General features: G+C 63.5%; 17 protein-coding genes. 16 read left to right on the forward strand and 1 reads right to left on the reverse strand.

Going from position 1 to position 17,911, the window contains the following annotated elements; all coding sequences use genetic code 11:
- The first annotated feature begins 67 nt into the window (after positions 1-67).
- From OKW28_RS13415 to phaC, 7 genes are all read left to right on the forward strand, one after another.
- Entirely contained in the window at positions 68-529 is a 462-nt protein-coding gene (locus OKW28_RS13415; protein WP_429446203.1) for a hypothetical protein, read from the forward strand.
- Between the two features lie 122 nt (positions 530-651).
- Positions 652-1,656: an AraC family transcriptional regulator gene (locus OKW28_RS13420; RefSeq protein WP_429446206.1), complete on the forward strand. Its 1,005-nt coding sequence runs from the start codon at positions 652-654 to the stop codon at positions 1,654-1,656.
- A 212-nt stretch (positions 1,657-1,868) separates the two neighbouring features.
- Positions 1,869-3,671, forward strand: a complete 1,803-nt coding sequence (locus tag OKW28_RS13425; protein ID WP_429446208.1) for an acyl-CoA dehydrogenase — start codon at positions 1,869-1,871, stop codon at positions 3,669-3,671.
- Positions 3,672-3,742: 71 nt separating this feature from the next.
- Complete coding sequence (locus OKW28_RS13430; protein WP_429446211.1) at positions 3,743-4,492, forward strand: electron transfer flavoprotein subunit beta/FixA family protein; 750 nt, start codon at positions 3,743-3,745, stop codon at positions 4,490-4,492.
- 13 nt (positions 4,493-4,505) lie between these two features.
- Entirely contained in the window at positions 4,506-5,441 is a 936-nt protein-coding gene (locus OKW28_RS13435; RefSeq protein ID WP_429446215.1) for an electron transfer flavoprotein subunit alpha/FixB family protein, read from the forward strand.
- Positions 5,442-5,523: 82 nt separating this feature from the next.
- Positions 5,524-5,994 (forward strand): MaoC family dehydratase, encoded by a 471-nt coding sequence (locus OKW28_RS13440; RefSeq protein WP_184074472.1) that lies wholly within the window; start codon positions 5,524-5,526, stop codon positions 5,992-5,994.
- Positions 5,995-6,008: 14 nt separating this feature from the next.
- Positions 6,009-7,751, forward strand: coding sequence for a class I poly(R)-hydroxyalkanoic acid synthase (gene phaC, locus OKW28_RS13445; protein ID WP_429446217.1), 1,743 nt, complete (start codon positions 6,009-6,011; stop codon positions 7,749-7,751).
- Positions 7,752-7,839: 88 nt separating this feature from the next.
- Here phaC and OKW28_RS13450 read toward each other — a convergent pair whose 3' ends face one another.
- A complete protein-coding gene (locus OKW28_RS13450) occupies positions 7,840-8,841 on the reverse strand; it encodes an AraC family transcriptional regulator (RefSeq protein WP_429446220.1) in 1,002 nt (333 codons plus the stop codon).
- A gap of 242 nt (positions 8,842-9,083) precedes the next feature.
- On the opposite strand from OKW28_RS13450, the gene OKW28_RS13455 reads away from it, so the two are divergent.
- From OKW28_RS13455 to OKW28_RS13495, 9 genes are all read left to right on the forward strand, one after another.
- A complete protein-coding gene (locus OKW28_RS13455) occupies positions 9,084-10,139 on the forward strand; it encodes a 3-keto-5-aminohexanoate cleavage protein (RefSeq protein WP_429446223.1) in 1,056 nt (351 codons plus the stop codon).
- A gap of 155 nt (positions 10,140-10,294) precedes the next feature.
- The gene (locus OKW28_RS13460; RefSeq protein WP_429446225.1) at positions 10,295-11,617 is read left to right on the forward strand and encodes an MFS transporter; all 1,323 of its coding nucleotides are present in this window, start codon (positions 10,295-10,297) and stop codon (positions 11,615-11,617) included.
- A gap of 107 nt (positions 11,618-11,724) precedes the next feature.
- Complete coding sequence (locus tag OKW28_RS13465; RefSeq protein ID WP_429446227.1) at positions 11,725-12,705, forward strand: quinone oxidoreductase family protein; 981 nt, start codon at positions 11,725-11,727, stop codon at positions 12,703-12,705.
- A 10-nt stretch (positions 12,706-12,715) separates the two neighbouring features.
- Positions 12,716-13,564: a TauD/TfdA dioxygenase family protein gene (locus OKW28_RS13470; RefSeq protein WP_429446229.1), complete on the forward strand. Its 849-nt coding sequence runs from the start codon at positions 12,716-12,718 to the stop codon at positions 13,562-13,564.
- Between the two features lie 18 nt (positions 13,565-13,582).
- Positions 13,583-14,149 (forward strand): RBBP9/YdeN family alpha/beta hydrolase, encoded by a 567-nt coding sequence (locus OKW28_RS13475; protein WP_429446231.1) that lies wholly within the window; start codon positions 13,583-13,585, stop codon positions 14,147-14,149.
- 32 nt (positions 14,150-14,181) lie between these two features.
- On the forward strand, positions 14,182-14,511 hold the full coding sequence (locus OKW28_RS13480) for a Rieske (2Fe-2S) protein (RefSeq protein WP_429446233.1): 330 nt from the start codon (positions 14,182-14,184) through the stop codon (positions 14,509-14,511).
- A gap of 76 nt (positions 14,512-14,587) precedes the next feature.
- Entirely contained in the window at positions 14,588-16,213 is a 1,626-nt protein-coding gene (locus OKW28_RS13485) for a 3-(methylthio)propionyl-CoA ligase (protein ID WP_429446235.1), read from the forward strand.
- 139 nt (positions 16,214-16,352) lie between these two features.
- Positions 16,353-17,498, forward strand: coding sequence for a porin (locus OKW28_RS13490; RefSeq protein WP_429446237.1), 1,146 nt, complete (start codon positions 16,353-16,355; stop codon positions 17,496-17,498).
- Positions 17,499-17,528: 30 nt separating this feature from the next.
- Positions 17,529-17,906 carry a BON domain-containing protein gene (locus tag OKW28_RS13495; protein WP_429446239.1) on the forward strand — a complete coding sequence of 126 codons (378 nt, stop codon included), beginning with the start codon at positions 17,529-17,531 and terminating at the stop codon, positions 17,904-17,906.
- Positions 17,907-17,911 lie beyond the last annotated feature (5 nt).

Here is a 17,911-nt window from a genome sequence, read left to right on the forward strand (position 1 = left end):
GTGAATACGCAATCGCTTTCCCCGCACCGCTATAATCGCGCTCGACCATGGCCTCCGAAGTCTACTCATGAAAAAGATCGCTGCCTTCGCACTCGTCGCATGTGCACTCGCCGCCTGCTCGTCCCCGGAAAAGCAGGCGCAGCGCGCCCAGCAGGAGATCCTTCATAGCGAGCCGAACCTCCGCGCCGCGCAACGCGACGCGGTGATCGACTGCTCACCGGCGAATTGCGATGCCGCGTGGGCGGCGACGAAACGCTATATCGAGCAGCATTCCGACACGCGCGTGATCCGCGCGGACGCGGTCGCGATCGATACCGACGTGCCCGACGATTCGGGCAAAGCCGCTTTCTCAGCGACCCGCGCGAACAAGAGCACGGGCGGCGCGACGCTGTCGCTGTTCGCGCAGTGCCGCGGCATGTATGGGCCCGACAGCGCGAAGGGCGACGACTATGACGCGTGCGCCGAGAAGATCCTGAAGATTCAGAACGGCTACGTGCCATATCTGCGCTCGCACGCATCGGCGCAATAGGTGGCAAGCTACCGGAACCACGGGGCTCCGAACGCGGCACTCGCGTAGCGATTCGCTGAACCCTCGCCACGATGCGGCGGGAGGCGCTATGCTGATGCGTCTTCGCCTCGCGGAACCTTCTCATGCAAGCTCCTGGCGCAACCGTACCGATCTCGCTCGTCAACGGGTTCCTCGGCAGCGTCGGGACGCGGCCGGATATCGTCGACCGGCATCTGTCGGGCGCGAACATTCCGCGCGCGCTTCTGGACCAGCCTGGAGCGCGCGTCACCGAGGAACAGTTCTCCACGCTCTACCGCTCGCTCGCGATCGAACTCGACGATGAGATGCCCGGCGTTTTCTCGCGCCCGCTGCGCAGCGGCGCGCTCAAGTTTCTCTGCCTGAGCCTGCTGGATGCGCCGAATCTCGAATCCGCGATGCACCGGTTCGGCCAGTTCTTCCATCTCGTGCTGGACGACTTCCGCTTCGAGTCGCGCCGCGGCGACCTCGTCGCGAGCCTGGCGCTGCGTCCGGGAAGCACGGGAGCGCTACCCGGCATGCTGGGCCAGGAACTGATGCTGAAGCTCGCGCATGGGATCGCGTCCTGGCTGATCGGTCAACGGATTGCATTGTTGCAGGTGCAGTTCGCCTTTCCCCGTCCCGCTCACGCGCTCGAGTATCTTTATCTGTTTCCCGGACCGGCGAAGTTCGACTGCAATCAGACCTCGATGCAGTTCAGCAGTAGCTATTTCGACCTGCCCGTGCGTCAGCGCAAGGCGAACCTGCGCAGGTTTCTCGCTCGCGCGCCGGAAGACTGGATCTTCGTTTCGTTCAACGAGCAGCTGTTCAGTCATCGCGTGCGGGAACATCTTGCGTCCCGGCTGCCCGACGTCCCGTCCATCGAAGAGGCGGCGGAAGGCCTGCACTGCTCGGTCAGAACGCTGTGCCGTCATCTTGCCGCCGAGGGCACGGCGTTCCAGGTGCTCAAGGACGAATTGCGCCGCGACATCGCGATCCAGCGCCTGACGGGCACGCACGAGCCCATCGCCATCATCGCGGGCGACGTCGGCTTCGGCGACCCCACCGCATTCCACAGAGCGTTCCGTCACTGGACCGGCAGCACCCCGGCGGCCTATCGCCGGGGTGGCTGATCGCGTCATATCGATGCGTCGGCAACACCCGCCGACGCAGTTCCCACGGGGCGCTTACTCCCTCAGACGTGGCCAGAGATGTCAATAGATCGTCCGGTTTGGACAACCGGGCAGGGCCTGTCCGACGCTACGATTCAGCCATACGTTACCCCGGCCGCATCGGTGCCAGACGGGTGACTTTCCCTACGGACTATCTGATCGGAAGAATGGTAATGAGCTACGTCGCGCCTCTCAAAGAAATGTTGTTTGCACTCACGGAACTGGCCGGAATCGACCAACTGGCGGGCTTGCCCGGCTGCGAGGACGCAACCGCCGACACCGCTCGCGCGGTGCTCGAAGAGGCCGCGCGGCTGCACGAAGGCGTGCTCGCGCCGCTGAACGTCGACGGCGACCGCAGCCCGAGCACCTGGAAGGACGGCGTGGTGACCGCCACGGCCGGTTTCAAGGACGCGTTTCGCCAGTTCAGCGAAGGCGGCTGGCAGGGTTTGCAACATCCGTCTGAATACGGCGGTCAGGATCTGCCCAAGCTGCTGTCGACGCCCTGCATCGAAATGCTCAACGCCGCCAACCTGTCGCTGGGGCTGTGCCCGCTCCTGACCGACGGCGCGATCGAAGCGCTGCTGACGGCGGGTAGCGAGGAGCTGAAGCAGCGCTACGTGCCGAAGATGATATCCGGTGAATGGACCGGCACGATGAATCTGACCGAGCCGCAAGCCGGCTCCGACCTCTCGCTCGTGCGCACCCGCGCCGAGCCGCAGGGTGACGGCTCGTACCGGATCTTCGGCACGAAGATTTTCATCACCTGGGGCGAGCACGACATGACGGAAAACATCGTGCATCTGGTGCTAGCACGCACGCCGGGCGCGCCTGAAGGCGTGAAAGGCATTTCGCTGTTCGTCGTGCCGAAGTTCCTCGTCAACGAAGACGGTTCGCTCGGCGAGCGCAACGACGCGCACTGCGTATCGATCGAACACAAGCTCGGCATCAAGGCGAGCCCGACCGCGGTGCTGCAGTTCGGCGATCACGGCGGCGCGATCGGGCAGCTCGTCGGCGAGGAGAACCGCGGTCTGGAGTACATGTTCATCATGATGAACGCCGCGCGCTTCGCCGTGGGGGTACAGGGCGTGGCGATCTCGGATCGCGCGTACCAGCAGGCCGTCGCGTATGCGAAGGAGCGCGTGCAGAGCCGTCCCGTGGATGGCTCCGCGAAGCAGTCGGTCGCCATCATCCAGCATCCCGACGTGCGGCGCATGCTCTCGACGATGCGCGCGCTGACCGAAGGCGCACGCGCTCTGGCCTATGTGTCGGCGTCGCATTGCGATCTCGCGCATCGTCATCCGGACGGCGCGACGCGTGCGAATCATCAGGCGATCTACGAATACCTGGTGCCGATCGTGAAGGGCTGGAGCACGGAGATGTCGCTGGAGGTGACGAGTCTCGGCGTGCAGGTGCACGGCGGCATGGGCTTCATCGAGGAAACCGGCGCCGCGCAGTACTACCGCGATGCGCGCATTCTGCCGATCTACGAAGGCACGACGGCAATCCAGGCCAACGACCTCGTCGGCCGCAAGACCATGCGCGACAACGGCGAGGTGGCCGGGATGCTGCTCGCGCAGATCGACGCGGCCCTGGCCGCGGTGCAAGCGCACCCCTCGTATGGTTCGAGCGCAGCTTTTCAGGCGATGCATCGTCATCTGTCCGCCGGCCGCGAGGCGTTGTACAGCGCGGTGCGCTACGTGGTCGAGAACGTCAAAAGCGATCCGAATGCGGTGTTCGCCGGCAGTGTGTCCTATCTGATGCTCGCGGGTATCGTGCTCGCGGGTTGGCAAGTCGCACGGTCGCTCGTGCTGGCGGCCGACAAGCGCGACGACGATCCGTCCTTCCATGACGCGAAGATCGCGACCGCGCATAGCTACGCGACGCAGGTGCTGCCTCGTGCAATCGCGCTCGAAGCGGCGGTTCGCGGTGCTCGCGATGGCGAAGGCGCGCTGGCGCTGCGCGAAGACCAGTTCTGATCGATCAACGGACGTAATGTGTCATTCAAAACGGTAGGGCTCGGCCCTATCGGTGTGGGAAGGAGAGTGTTGTGAGAGTTCTTGTAGCAGTCAAGCGAGTGGTCGACTACAACGTGAAGGTCCGCGTGAAATCGGACGGTACGGGCGTCGATATCGCGAACGTGAAAATGTCGATGAACCCGTTCGACGAAATCGCGGTTGAAGAAGCCGTGCGTCTGAAGGAAGCGGGCGTCGCGACCGAAGTGATCGCCGTGTCGGCCGGTGTTGCGCAGGCGCAGGAAACGCTGCGCACCGCGCTCGCCATCGGCGCGGATCGCGCGATCCTGATCGAATCGAACGAAGACCTGCAGCCGCTCGCCGTCGCGAAGTTGCTCAAGGCGCTCGTCGACAGGGAGCAGCCGCAACTGGTGATCCTCGGCAAACAGGCCATCGACGACGACTCCAATCAGACCGGCCAGATGCTCGCCGCGCTCGCGAATCTGCCGCAGGCGACGTTCGCGTCGAAGCTTGTCGTGGCGGACGGCAAGGCGACGGTGTCGCGTGAAGTGGACGGCGGCGCGGAAACGCTGTCGCTGACGCTGCCGGCCGTGGTCACGACCGATCTGCGCCTGAACGAGCCGCGCTACGTAACGCTGCCGAACATCATGAAGGCGAAGAAAAAGCCGCTGGAAACGGTCAAGCCCGAAGACCTCGGCGTCGATGTCACGCCGCGTCTGAAGACGCTGAAAGTCGCCGAGCCGCCCAGGCGCTCCGCCGGTGTGAAGGTGCCGGACGTGAAGACGCTGGTCGAGAAGCTGAAGACCGAAGCGAAGGTGCTGTGAGGAGACCCAAGAAATGACGAACCTGGTAATTGCAGAACACGACAATGCGTCGATCAAGGCCGCGACGCTGAACACGATCGCAGCGGCACAGAAAATCGGCGGTGACATTCACGTGCTGGTCGCGGGTCACAGCGCGCAGGGCGCGGCCGATGCGGCAGCGAAGATCGCCGGCGTCGCGAAGGTGCTGCTCGCCGACGCGCCGCAACTGGCCGCAGGCCTCGCGGAAAACGTCGAAGCAACGGTGCTGAACATCGCGAAGCACTATTCGCACATCCTCGCGCCGGCCACTGCTTACGGCAAGAACATCGCGCCACGTATCGCCGCGAAGCTCGACGTCGCGCAGATCAGCGACATCACCGCAGTGGATAGCGCCGACACGTTCGAGCGTCCGATTTACGCGGGCAACGCAATCGCGATCGTGCAATCGGCCGACCCGATCAAGGTCATCACCGTGCGCTCGACCGGTTTTGATGCCGTTGCGGCCGAAGGCGGCAGCGCAGCGGTCGAGAAGATCGAAGCGGCAGCCGACGTCGGCCTCTCGCAGTTCGTGAGCCGCGAAGTGACGAAGCTCGATCGTCCGGAACTGACGAGCGCGAAGATCATCGTGTCGGGTGGCCGTGGTCTGGGCAATGGCGAGAACTACATGAAGGTGCTCGAGCCACTGGCCGACAAGCTCGGCGCGGCACTGGGCGCATCGCGTGCGGCGGTCGACGCGGGCTTCGTGCCGAACGACTATCAGGTCGGCCAGACCGGCAAGATCGTCGCGCCGCAACTGTACGTCGCGGTCGGCATCTCGGGGGCGATCCAGCACCTCGCCGGCATGAAGGACTCGAAGGTCATCGTCGCGATCAACAAGGATGAAGAAGCGCCGATTTTCAGCGTGGCCGATTACGGCCTCGTTGGCGATCTGTTCACCATCGTGCCGGAACTCGAGCAGGCGCTCGGCTAACCGCATCCAGCGGTTAGCGTCCGGCACAACGCGCAGTACGCGTCAGAAGAGGGCAAATGCGCGCCCAGCAAGCGGAATAATCATGAATGAGCTTAACGGATACGATTTCGAAGACCTGCGACCGGGCATGAGTGCCCGGTTCGCCAAGACCATCACGGAGGCGGACATTCTGCTTTTCGCGGGCGCGTCGGGAGACATCAACGCGGTTCACATCAACGAGCAGTTTGCGCAAACCACACCCTTCAAGGGGCGCATCGCTCACGGCATGTTGACCGCCAGCATCATCTCCGCGGCGATCGCGGGGCGGCTGCCCGGCCCGGGCACGATCTACCTCGGCCAGAACCTGCGCTTCAAGGCGCCGGTTCGACCCGGCGACACCGTGCAGGCCGAAGTGACCGTCAAGGAACTGATTCACGACAAGCGCCGCGTGGTGCTGTCGACCGTTTGCACGGTCGGCGGCAAGGTGGTGATCGAAGGCGACGCCGTGGTCATGCCGACAACCTGTCGCGACCGTGTCGTCGAGGACGCGGCTTGCGCCGTCAGCAAAGCATGATAGCGAGCCCCGCCATGAGAATGCCATTCAGCATGCCACACGAGTTTTCCACGGGCTGGGTCAATGCCGGCTTCGATTTCTGGCGTTTTTCGCCGGTCAAGGATGAATACGCTACGACGGTGCCCGATACCGACGGCACGGACTTCGATTTCAACGGGCCGTTTGCGCGAGGCTCCGTGACCCACACGAGCGCCCACTACCTGCAACAGCAGGCGCAACTGTGGAGCGACGCCGTCGCCGGATTGGTCGGCGGGCGCACGGAGTTGAAGGCGGTCGCCGAGCCCGAGCAGGGAGACCGGCGCTTTCACGCCGACGACTGGTCCAGCAACGGCTGGTACAGCCTTCTTAAACAGAGCTATCTGATCAATGCCCGGGCACTCGCGGAGTTCGTCGAGGCGAGCGCGCTCGACGAAAAGGGCAAGCACAAGCTGCGCTTTTTCATGCGCCAGTTCATCGACTTCGCCAGCCCCGCGAATTTCGTCGCGACGAATCCCGAAGTCATCCGGGCGGCGGTGGAATCGGGCGGATCGAGCCTGCTCGCGGGCGTCACGCATCTGCTCGACGATCTGGGCAGCGGCTCGATTTCGATCACCGATCAAAGCGCGTTCGAAGTGGGCCGCAGCGTCGCCACGTCCAGTGGCGCGGTGGTCTATGAGAACGATCTGTTTCAGCTGATCCAGTACGAGCCGCTGACACCGAAGGTCGCCGCGCGGCCGCTCGTGATCGTTCCTCCGTGCATCAACAAGTTCTACATCCTGGATCTGCAGCCCGAGAATTCCTTCGTGCGCTTCGCCTGCGAGCAGGGCCTGACGGTGTTCGTCGTGTCCTGGCGCAACCCGCAGCAGGACATGGCGCAGACCACGTGGGACGCCTACCTCGAGGACGGCGTGATGCAGGCCATCAGCGTCGCGCGTGCGATTGGCCGGGCCGACCAGGTCAATGCATTGGGCTGGTGCGTGGGCGGCACGATGCTGTCGTCGGCGCTGGCGGTCATGCGTGCGAACGGCGACGACTCCGTGGCCAGCCTGACGCTGCTGACGGCGTTGCTCGACTTCACCGACCCGGGCGATCTCGGCGTGTTCATCGACGAGCAGGGCGTGGCGATGCGCGAGCATACGATCGGTGGCGGGGGGCTCTATCCCGGACGCGAACTCGGCTTCGTATTCCAGTCGCTGCGTGCCAACGATCTGATCTGGCCGAATGTCGTGAACAATTACCTGAAAGGCAAAACCCCGGCCGCGTTCGATCTGCTGTACTGGAACGCGGACACGACCAATCTGCCCGGCCCGATGTACAGCTTCTATCTGCGCAACATGTACCTCGAAAACAGTCTGCGCGTGCCGAACAAACTGAAGTTCTGCGACACGCCGGTGGATCTCGGCAACATCGATATTCCAGGCTATCTGATGGCGGCCGAGGAAGATCACATCGTGCCGTGGCGATCCGCCTATCAGTCGACGCAACTACTGGGCGGTCAAACCGAGTTCGTGCTGGGGGCAAGCGGCCATATCGCGGGTGTGATCAATCCGGCGTCGAAGAACAAGCGCAGCTACCGAACCAACGATACCTGCGACGAGAACGCCGACGAGTGGCTCGCAACGTCGGTTCAGCAGCGCGGCAGCTGGTGGAATCACTGGATCGACTGGGTCAAGCAGCATTCCGGCGAGCAGGTCGAGGCGCGCACGAAGCTAGGCAACAGGAAGTACAAGGCAATCGAGAGCGCACCGGGCCGCTATGTGAAGCTTCGCGCCGAGTGACCGGATGGCGATAGCGGGTGCGGCAACAACGGGGGGTGATGCTCAGTGCATCACCCTCCGTTTTTTTTGTCTTCACTGCCACCGGCCGTCACTTCGCATGACTCGCGCGCCAGTCGCGCGGCGTCATGTGGAAGCGCGACACGAACCAGTTCGTGAACGATCCCTGTTGCGCGTAGCCGAGAAGCGCCGAGACCCGCCCGATGGGATAGGTGGGGTTGCTCATGTAGCGCACGGCGAGTTCGCCGCGGACTTCCTCGACCTGATCCGAAAAGCTGGTGCCGGCCGAATTCAACTGCCGTTGCATGGTGCGCACGCTCAGATGCAAATAACGTGCAACCAGCTCGGCGTTCGCCCGCTCGAGCGGTAGCAGCAGGTAGATCGCCTTGCGCACTTCCAGCGCGGCCGATTCCGCGGCGCTCGCGTTCGGCGGAGAGGCGAGGCTTTCCGCATAGCGCACGAGTTCAGGATCGGCCAGTGGATTCGGGTAGTCGAGATCGGCGCTCGCACAGACGAACCCGTTGAAGTCGCTGCCGAACACCAGCGGACAGCCGAAGAAGCGTCGATGAAACGTCAGGTCTGTGGGCGCCGGATGCGTGAAGTGGACCTCGCGCGGTTTCCAGAACTTGCCGAGCAGAGCACTGGAGTGGCGCGCGAGCACACCGAGCGCGAGTTCGATCGCCTGCCTTGTCGGGGTACCCCGTTCGACGACGAGTTCCTCCCGAATGGTGACCGTATTGTCCGCGTCCTCGACGTACACCGCCAGCGCTTCGTTGAGCAGATGGCGGTATTCGGCCGCGGCCAGCAACACTTCGCGCAGCGTGCGTTTGTGTGCGAGCAGGACATTGATCACGCCGCTGCCGAAGGTCTGCCGCGTTTCCGCCATTTGCAGCGCGAGGGTCGGGCACGACGCCTTTTCGGCCGTCATTTCCAGCAGCCGGCAACAGGCGGTGACCGATACGCGATCGTCCGGATTCGCGAGCGCGCCGGCATCGATGCCGGCCTGTTTCGCGAGTTCGACCGGATTCAGTCCAAGCCGTCGCGTCACTTCGAAATAACCGCTCATGGCTACCGACGTCACCATCGTTTCCATCGTAGTTTCTCCGGACGATTCATACGCTGAGTATTTTTCTAGTCATTAAACACTTGCTTCGCGCAACTATTGGTGTTAACGCGCAGTGGCACGAATCGCTAAAAGGATGGCGTCCAATCACAAAAGTGTAGCGCGTGATTGCCGTATCGTGGGCACATGTCGTTCGAAGTGTTCCAGCAAATTTTCATGCGACCTCGCGATAGCGGAACACCGTCACTTCAAAACTGGATGGAGGCAAACAAATGCAATTTCTCGACGATTCGTTGCACCCTGAGAATCAGGACAAGGTAGTCATCACCACCGCCCCTTACGGCCCGGAATGGATGCCGGAAGACTTCCCGGAAGACATCCCCGTGACGATGGACGAGCAGATCCAGAAGGCCGTCGATTGCTACAACGCCGGCGCCACGGTATTGCACCTGCACGTGCGCGAACTGGACGGCAAGGGCTCGAAGCGCCTGTCGAAGTTCAATGAACTGATCGCGGGTGTGCGTGCGGCAGTGCCCGACATGATCATTCAGGTCGGTGGCTCGATCTCGTTTGCACCGGAAGACGACGGACAAGCCGCGAAGTGGCTGTCCGACGACACGCGTCATATGCTGGCCGATCTCGATCCGAAGCCCGATCAGGTGACGGTCGCAATCAACACCACGCAAATGAACATCATGGAGCTGCTCTATCCGGAGTATCTGGCAGGCACCTCGCTTTCCAACCCCGGGTTCATGGCCGCCTATAGTGAAATGACGGTTCCGGCCGGTCCCGCCTGGGTCGAGGAACACCTGCGCCGCCTGCAGGCTTCGGGCATCCAGCCGCACTTCCAGCTCACCGGCATTCACGCGCTCGAAACGCTCGATCGCCTTGTGCGCAAGGGCATCTACAAGGGCCCGCTGAACCTGACGTGGATCGGTATCGGTGGCGGCTTCGACGGCCCCAATCCATTCAACTTCTTCAACTTCGTGCATCGCGCGCCGGATGGCTGCACGCTCACCGCTGAGTCGCTGCTGAAGAACGTGCTGCCGTTCAACATGATGGCGATGTCGATGGGCCTGCATCCGCGCTGCGGCATCGAGGACACGATCATCGATCAGCACGGCAAGCGCTTCACGTCGGTGCAGCAGATCGAGCAGTGCGTGCGCGTCGCGCGCGAACTGGGGCGCGAAATTGCCACTGGCAAAGAAGCGCGCGAGATCTATCGTATTGGTGTGCAGTACGAGACGGTCGAAGAGACGCTGGTCGCCAACGGTATGGCGCCGAACCGCCAGGCCGGTGTCAGGAACGTGCCGCTTCGCGCGGCGTGATCGCCAGGAGCCCGGGCCGGCGCATTGGCCGAGGCCGGGCTTCATGGCTAACGCTCCCGGTGCATAGCGGGGAGCAGATAGCTGAATCCATAACAGGTCGTCGGCCCACGCGGGCAAGGCGGTCGCCAGGGAATCAGCGTGGAGGGAGACTAAATATGCTCGTTCAGAATGCAGCGCCCACGACGGGCGAAGTTTCGGCAGCTCAGACGGACGTGCGCGCTTATGCGTGGGTGGTGTTTGCGTTGACGGTCGGATTGCTGCTTTCCGACTATATGTCGCGGCAAGTGTTGAATGTCGTGTTTCCGCCGCTCAAGGCGGCATGGCATCTGTCCGACGCGCAGCTGGGTTCGCTCAGCAGCGTGGTCGCGCTGATGGTCGGTGTGCTCACGTTCCCGCTGTCGGTTCTGGCCGACCGCTGGGGCCGCGTGAAGAGCATCGTGCTGATGGCGGCGATGTGGAGTCTCGCGACGGTGGGCTGCGCGATCTCGGCGAACTATGGGCAGTTGCTGCTGGCGCGTGCCTTTGTCGGGATCGGCGAAGCGGCCTATGGCAGTGTCGGTATCGCAGTTGTTCTGAGCATCTTTCCGGTTCGGCTGCGCTCTACCCTGACCGGCACCTTCATGGCGGGTGGCGCGTTCGGCTCGGTGCTGGGCATGGCGCTCGGCGGCGCGGTGGCGGCTCACCTCGGCTGGCGTTCGGCATTCGGCGCCATGGCGGCGATGGGGATCGTGCTGGTCGTGATCTACCGCCTCGTCGTCACCGAAAAGCGTCTTGTGCCGCTGCAGCCGGCGAGCGTGACGAGGCAGGCGCAATCGCGCGGCATGTGCATGAGCCTGCGCGCGCTGATGAAGGGGTTGTTTTCGACGAAGTCCGTGGTGTGCGCCTATGTGGGCAGCGGCCTCCATCTGCTGGTTCCCGCCGCTGTGTGGGCATGGATGCCGAGCTTCCTGAATCGCTACTACGGCATGACCACCGGCAAGGCTGCGATGTGCGCGGCGGTGTTCGTGCTGGTGACCGGGGTGGGCATGGTGGTGTGCGGAAACCTCGCCGACCGGCTCAGCAAGAACATGCGGGAACGCAAGTGGAGCGCCGCGATCGTCTTCTGCCTCGCCTGTTTCGTTCTGCTCGCGATTGGCTTGCGGATGCCCGCGGGGCCGTGGCAGCTGGTCGTGATCGGCGCCGGCATGTTCTTCTGCGCCGGTGCGAGCGGCCCGTCGGGTGCGATGGTGGCGAACCTCACGCCGCCGACGATTCACGCCTCGGCGTTTGCGACCCTGACGCTCGCGAACAACCTGCTGGGTCTCGCGCCGGCGGCTGTTCTCACGGGAATCATCGCCGATCGGATCGGACTGCTGGGCGCGTTGCAACTGGTGCCGTTCGCACCGCTCGTCGCGGCCGCCGCATTCATGATCGGCAAACGGAACTACTCGGGCGATCTGGATCGGCTGAACACGCTGCGCGAGCAGGCCGCACGCTGACATCGCGTGGTGCCGCGCGGACGGCGCGGCGCACGGAACCTGTAACTGCGCCGCTGGCGCAACGAATTCTGCAAAGTGCAGATCAAGTAAAGAATTGGAGAGTCAACATGGCAAAGGCAGTTCGCTTTCATGAAACCGGTGGTCCCGACGTGCTGCGCTACGAGGACGTCGAAGTGGGCAACCCCGGTCCCGGTCAGGTTCGCCTGCGCCATCAGGCAGTGGGCCTCAATTTCGCCGACACCTACTTTCGCAGCGGCCTGTATCCGGTCCCGCTGCCCGCGGGGATGGGCGTGGAGGCCGCGGGCGTGGTCGAGGCCGTTGGCCCGGACGTCACGAACGTCGCGGTGGGTGATCGTGTGACCTACACGGGCTTCATCAATACGCTCGGCGCGTACAGCACCGAACGCCTGATTCCGGCCGCGCCGCTGATCCGGCTGCCCGATGCGATCGACTGCGAAACGGCTGCCGGCATGACCATGCGCGGGTTGACCTCCGCGTATCTGATGCGCCGCATTCACGACTTCAAGGCGGGCGACACGATCCTTCTGCACGCCGCCGCCGGCGGTGTCGGCCTGATCGTTTCGCAATGGGCGAAGCTGCTGGGTCTGACCGTGATCGGCACGGTTTCGACCGAGGCCAAGGGCGAGGTGGCCCGCGCGCACGGCTGTGACCACATCATCAACTACAGCCACGAAGACGTCGCCAGGCGCGTGCGCGAACTGACCGATGGCGTCGGCGTGAACGTCGTGTTCGACAGCGTCGGCAAAGACACCTTCGAGGCCTCGCTCGATTCGCTGAAGCGCCGCGGTCTGCTGGTTTGCGTCGGCACGGCCTCCGGCCCGATCCCGCCGTTCAATCCGCAACTGCTGGCTATGAAAGGCTCGCTCTATCTGACCCGCCCGGCTCTGGCTGACTACATCGCCGACCCGGCCGAGAAGGACGAGCTTGCCGGCGAAATCTTCGGGCTCATCGCCTCGGGACGCATCAAGATCGAGTTGAATCAGCGCTATGCGCTCGAAGATGCGGCGCAAGCCCATCGTGATCTGGAATCGCGCAAGACGACGGGTTCGTCGGTCTTCGTGATCTAAGGAGCTAGCCATGCGAGTCGAACAACTGACGTGCTCGATCGGCGCCGAACTGATGGGGGTGAATCTCGCCCACGCCATCTACGACGATGGCCTGTTTGCCCAGATCCGCTCGGCGCTGCTGAAGCACCGGGTGCTGTTCCTGCGCGACCAGGACATCACGCGTGCCGAACACGTGGCGTTCGCGCGCCGCTTCGGCGAACTGGAAGACCATCCGGTCGCGGGCAGCGATCCGGAGAATCCGGGCCTCGTGCGTATCTACAAGACCCCGGATCAGCCCAACGACCGCTACGAAAACGCGTGGCATGCCGACGCCACCTGGCGCGAAGCGCCGCAGTTCGGTGCCGTGCTGCGCTGCGTCGAGTGTCCGCCCGTCGGCGGCGACACGATGTGGGCGAACATGGTCCTCGCCTACGAGAATCTGCCGGCGCACGTGAAGGCTCAGATCGCGGACCTGCGCGCGCGCCACAGCATCGAGGCGAGCTTCGGTGCCGCGATGCCGATCGAAAAGCGTCTCGCGCTGAAGGCGCAATTTCCGGACGCGGAGCATCCGGTCGTGCGCACGCATCCGGAAACGGAGGAGAAGGTGCTGTTCGTGAGCGCTTTCACGAGCCATTTCACGAACTTTCACACGCCGGAGCGAGTGCGCTTCGGGCAGGACGCGAATCCGGGCGCGGGCGATCTGCTGCGCTATCTGATCAGCCAGGCGTACATCCCCGAGTACCAGGTGCGCTGGCGCTGGCAGAAGAACAGCGTCGCGATCTGGGACAACCGCAGCACGCAGCACTATGCGGTGATGGATTACCCGCCGTGCCACCGCAAGATGGAGCGCGCCGGCATCATCGGCGACAAGCCATACTGAACTAGCAGGTAGCTTCCCATGAATTACGAATTGAAACCGACCATTCTGATGGTTCCGGGTCTGCGCGACCACGTCGCGGAGCATTGGCAAACCCTGTTGCAGCAACGGCTGCCGAAAGCGCTGTCGGTGCCGCCGCTCGAGCACGACAAGCTCAGTTGCGCGGCACGTGTCGCGGCGCTCGATGTCGCGCTCGCGCGGATCGACGGCCCGGTCATTCTGGTCGCGCATAGCGCTGGCGTGATGATCACGGTGCATTGGGCGGCGCAGCACAAGCGCGAGATTCACGCTGCGCTGCTCGCGGCGCCCGCGGACCTCGAGACGCCGATGCCGGCGGGCTATCCGGAGCTAGATACGCTCGAGCAGAACGGCTGGCTGCCGATTCCGCGCAAGCCGCTGCCGTTTCCGAGCATCATCGGCGCGAGCCGCAACGATCCGCTCGCGCGGTTCGAGCGGGTGCAGGACATGGCGCAGGACTGGGGCAGCCGCCTCGTCGATCTCGGCGAAGTGGGTCACCTCAACCCTGCTGCGGGCTTTGGCGAATGGCCGATGGCGGAGACGTTGATTAGCCGCCTGGTACTGATGTGACGCGGCCCGCGTCGGATCAGAAGGAGTCTGGGATGTCGCGTCGGATCGTGGTGGGGGTTGCCGGCGAACTCGCGCCGGGCCAGCGCAAGCTGGCCTTCATCGATGGCCGCAGCATCGTGCTGTTCAACATCGCAGGCACGCTTCACGCCATCGACAACACATGTCCGCACAACGGGGCCTCGCTCGCGAGCGGGAAGCTGGAAGGCTGCATGTTGCGCTGCCCGGCGCACGGTTTGCGGTTCGACGTGCGCACGGGCTGTATGCCGGGAACAGGCGGATTGAGTGTGACGACCTTCCCGGTCGGAATGGTGGATTCAAAGGTGGTGGTGAGTCTCGACGAGCCGAACGCGACGCCCTCTTAGGCGCGAGCCGGCAGCGCGACAACGTAGGACGGCCAGGCCGGCTACGAGAAGCCACAACCAATCAGGAGACGGAAAGATGCAAGGCTTGATGATGCAGCAGTCGCTGCTGGTTTCCGCGCTGCTCACGCACGCGGAGCGCCATCACGGCGAACAGGAAATCGTGTCGCGACGCGTGGAAGGAGACATCCATCGTTATTCGTATCGGCACCTCGCGCAGCGCGCGCGCCGAATGGCCAACGCGCTGGCGACGCTCGGCGTCGGCCAGGGCGAGCGCGTCGCGACGCTCGCATGGAACGGCTATCGCCACATGGAACTCTATTTCGCGGTGTCGGGCTCCGGGTCCGTGCTGCATACGCTGAACCCACGACTGCACGTCGACCAGCTCGCGTACATCATCGAGCATGCGGAAGATCGTGTCGTGTTCTTCGATCTGACCTTTCTGCCGTTGATCGAGAGCGTCGCGCCCCGGGTGAAGAGCCCGAAAGTATTCGTGGCGATGACCGATCGCGCGCACATGCCGCAAGCGAACGACCTGACCGGCATGCTGATGTGCTACGAGGATCTGCTCGAGCTGGACGACGACGTTTTCGAATGGCCGCTGCTCGATGAAAACAGCGCGTCGTCGCTGTGCTACACGTCGGGCACCACCGGTAATCCGAAGGGCGTGCTGTATAGCCATCGTTCGACCGTGCTGCACACCTACGCGGCGGCGCTGCCCGATTCGCTGAACTGTTCCGCGCGCGACGTGATCCTGCCGGTCGTGCCGATGTTCCATGTGAACGCGTGGGGACTGCCCTATATCGCCTGCATGGTCGGCGCGAAGCTGGTGTTTCCGGGGCCGGCGCTCGACGGCAAGTCGCTCTATGAACTGATCGAAACGGAACACGTGACGCTGTCGGCCGGCGTGCCGACGGTGTGGCAGGGACTGCTCACGCATGTCGATGCGATGGGCGGGACCTTCTCGTCGATGCGACGCACGGTGATCGGCGGCGCGCCGTGTCCGACCGCGATGACCGAGGCGTTCCAGAAGCGCCACCGGGTGGAGGTGCTGCACGCGTGGGGCATGACCGAATTGAGCCCGATCGGCACGGTCTGCAGCTTCAAGGCGCATCAGCAGTCGCTGCCGATGGAGGATCAGTACAAGATTCAGGCGAAGCAGGGACGCGCGCTGTTCGGCATCGACATGCGGATCGTCGACTCCCACGGTAATGAATTGCCGTGGGACGGCGAGAGCGCTGGCGATCTGCAGGTGTGCGGTCACTGGGTCACGCAGCAGTACTTCGGCGCCGACGTCGAGTCGCCATTGTGCGACGGCTGGTTTCCGACCGGCGACATCGCGACGATCGACCGGCACGGCTTCATGCAGATCACCGATCGCAGCAAGGACGTGATCAAGTCGGGCGGCGAATGGATCAGTTCGGCGGCGATCGAAAACGTCGCTTATCTGCATCCGGAAGTCTCGACTGCAGTGTGTATCGCCGCACGGCATCCGAAGTGGGACGAACGGCCGCTGCTGCTGGTCGTGAAAAAGCCGGGCAGCGAGCTGACCAGCGACGAACTGCTGTCCTTCTTCAACGGCCGGGTCGCGCGCTGGTGGACTCCTGATGCGGTGGTGTTCGTCGACACGGTGCCTATCGGCGCAACAGGCAAGGTCCTGAAGAATCAGTTACGCGATCAGTTCGGCAACTACTACCTGCCCTGACGCGCGGCTCTTGCAGCAACGCAGTTCGATTCACGCAACAACGCGACCGGGTACCCCCGGCGCACACAAAAACCACCAATCATTTGAAGCGACCGCAGCATCGGCTTTTGCGCCACCGCCGGTACGCGAAGGAGACACAATGAAGTTGAAGTCAAGCAGCGCTGTCGTGTTGGCCATTTTCGCCACCGCGGCTCATGCGCAGTCGTCAGTGACGCTTTATGGCGTAGTCGATACGGGGCTGCTGTATCAGAGCACATCGGCGGCTACCTTTCTGCCGCACGCGCCGAACACGGGCAAAATTTATCAGCTGAAGGACGGCGGTATCTATGCGAGCTTCTGGGGTGTGAAGGGAAGCGAAGACATCGGCGGCGGCTACAAGATCAACTTCAAGCTGCAGGGTTCGTTCAACACCGCGAACGGCAAGTTCGGTCTGTCCGACACGCCGGGCGTCACGGCGATCTTCAACCAGTTCGCGACGGTCGGCGCATCAGGGCCGTTCGGTACCTTCGACGCCGGCCGGCAGATCATTCCGATGATCTACGCGATGGCGGAAACCGACGTCCGCGGCGCGCAGTATTTCGGCAGTATTCTGACCGCGTGGCTGGGCATCAATCAGGCGGCCGGCTGGCCAGGCACGAGCACGAACGCGCCGATCGGCGCGCTGTACGACAGCAACGCGCTCGTCTACAACTCGCCGAAATTCCATGGCGCGTCGCTCGCGCTCGAGTACGCGCCGGGCGGCGTCGCCGGTCAGTTCCAGGGCGGTACGCGCGAGTCGGCCGTGCTCAAGTATTCGAACTACGGTCTGAATCTGTCCGCGTTGTATTACAACGGCCACGATACCAACCCGTACCCGATCACCTACCCGGCGGCGCCCGCTATCCCCGCGACCGGGCTTGCGAACAACCGTTTCTACTATTTCGGTGCGATGTACACAATCGCCGGATTTTCGGTGTCGGCCTCGTACGGCGCCGGCAAGAACCCGGCCCATACCAACACCGCGGACTTCGAAATGATCTCGGGGGGCCTCGGCTACCAGTTCAATCCGCGTTTCAAGATCACGTCCGGGTACTACTACCTGAAAGACAAGAACAACTCGGCGAACCATTCGGGCGAGTTCGCCGTGGGCGCGGAATACAACCTGTCCCAGCGCACCAAGGCTTACGCGCAGGTGGGTTATGTCAACAACAGGGGGACCATGAATCAGACCATCGTCTATGGCGCCCCGGTTGCGCCTGGCGTGTCCACCACGGCGGCCATGGTCGGCATCCGCCATAACTTCTGATTGCGTCACCTATAACAACTGGAGTATTCGATGAAAAGCATTCAGGCACGCGCGTTGGCGATTGCCATATTGATTCTGGCCGCGTCGAGCAACGCATGGTCGCAGTCGGGCCAGACGGCTAGTGCAGCTTCGGGGGCACCCGCGATGTCAGCTAGCGCAGCCGCCCCCGTCAGCTCGAGGCAAGCCAATCGCGCGCTGCGTCGGCAGGTGTATGCCGCGATCGGCAAGCACAAGGAGATCAGCGCCGGCAATATAAGCGTCATCGTAAAAGGCGGCGCGGTGACGCTGAGCGGCACGGTCACCGACGTTTCCCAGATCAATCAGGTCGCGGAGATCGCGAAGGGTGTTCCGGGGGTGACTTCGGTGACCAACAAGCTCACGGTGCAAAAGCCGTTCGGCGGGATGTAAAAAGA

It is taken from the genome of Paraburkholderia sp. 40 (assembly GCF_050434105.1).
GTDB lineage: Bacteria > Pseudomonadota > Gammaproteobacteria > Burkholderiales > Burkholderiaceae > Paraburkholderia > Paraburkholderia tuberum.

Bases quoted from the DNA above. Each gene is read 5' to 3' on its own strand.
- OKW28_RS13435 (WP_429446215.1), top strand. From the start codon at position 4,506: ATGACGAACCTGGTAATTGCAGAACACGACAATGCGTCGATCAAGGCC.
- OKW28_RS13495 (WP_429446239.1), top strand. From the start codon at position 17,529: ATGAAAAGCATTCAGGCACGCGCGTTGGCGATTGCCATATTGATTCTG.
- OKW28_RS13455 (WP_429446223.1), top strand. From the start codon at position 9,084: ATGCAATTTCTCGACGATTCGTTGCACCCTGAGAATCAGGACAAGGTA.
- OKW28_RS13440 (WP_184074472.1), top strand. From the start codon at position 5,524: ATGAATGAGCTTAACGGATACGATTTCGAAGACCTGCGACCGGGCATG.
- OKW28_RS13480 (WP_429446233.1), top strand. From the start codon at position 14,182: ATGTCGCGTCGGATCGTGGTGGGGGTTGCCGGCGAACTCGCGCCGGGC.
- OKW28_RS13475 (WP_429446231.1), top strand. From the start codon at position 13,583: ATGAATTACGAATTGAAACCGACCATTCTGATGGTTCCGGGTCTGCGC.
- OKW28_RS13415 (WP_429446203.1), top strand. From the start codon at position 68: ATGAAAAAGATCGCTGCCTTCGCACTCGTCGCATGTGCACTCGCCGCC.
- OKW28_RS13425 (WP_429446208.1), top strand. From the start codon at position 1,869: ATGAGCTACGTCGCGCCTCTCAAAGAAATGTTGTTTGCACTCACGGAA.
- OKW28_RS13465 (WP_429446227.1), top strand. From the start codon at position 11,725: ATGGCAAAGGCAGTTCGCTTTCATGAAACCGGTGGTCCCGACGTGCTG.
- phaC (WP_429446217.1), top strand. From the start codon at position 6,009: ATGAGAATGCCATTCAGCATGCCACACGAGTTTTCCACGGGCTGGGTC.
- OKW28_RS13490 (WP_429446237.1), top strand. From the start codon at position 16,353: ATGAAGTTGAAGTCAAGCAGCGCTGTCGTGTTGGCCATTTTCGCCACC.
- OKW28_RS13460 (WP_429446225.1), top strand. From the start codon at position 10,295: ATGCTCGTTCAGAATGCAGCGCCCACGACGGGCGAAGTTTCGGCAGCT.
- OKW28_RS13485 (WP_429446235.1), top strand. From the start codon at position 14,588: ATGCAAGGCTTGATGATGCAGCAGTCGCTGCTGGTTTCCGCGCTGCTC.
- OKW28_RS13470 (WP_429446229.1), top strand. From the start codon at position 12,716: ATGCGAGTCGAACAACTGACGTGCTCGATCGGCGCCGAACTGATGGGG.
- OKW28_RS13420 (WP_429446206.1), top strand. From the start codon at position 652: ATGCAAGCTCCTGGCGCAACCGTACCGATCTCGCTCGTCAACGGGTTC.
- OKW28_RS13450 (WP_429446220.1), bottom strand. From the start codon at position 8,841: ATGGAAACGATGGTGACGTCGGTAGCCATGAGCGGTTATTTCGAAGTG.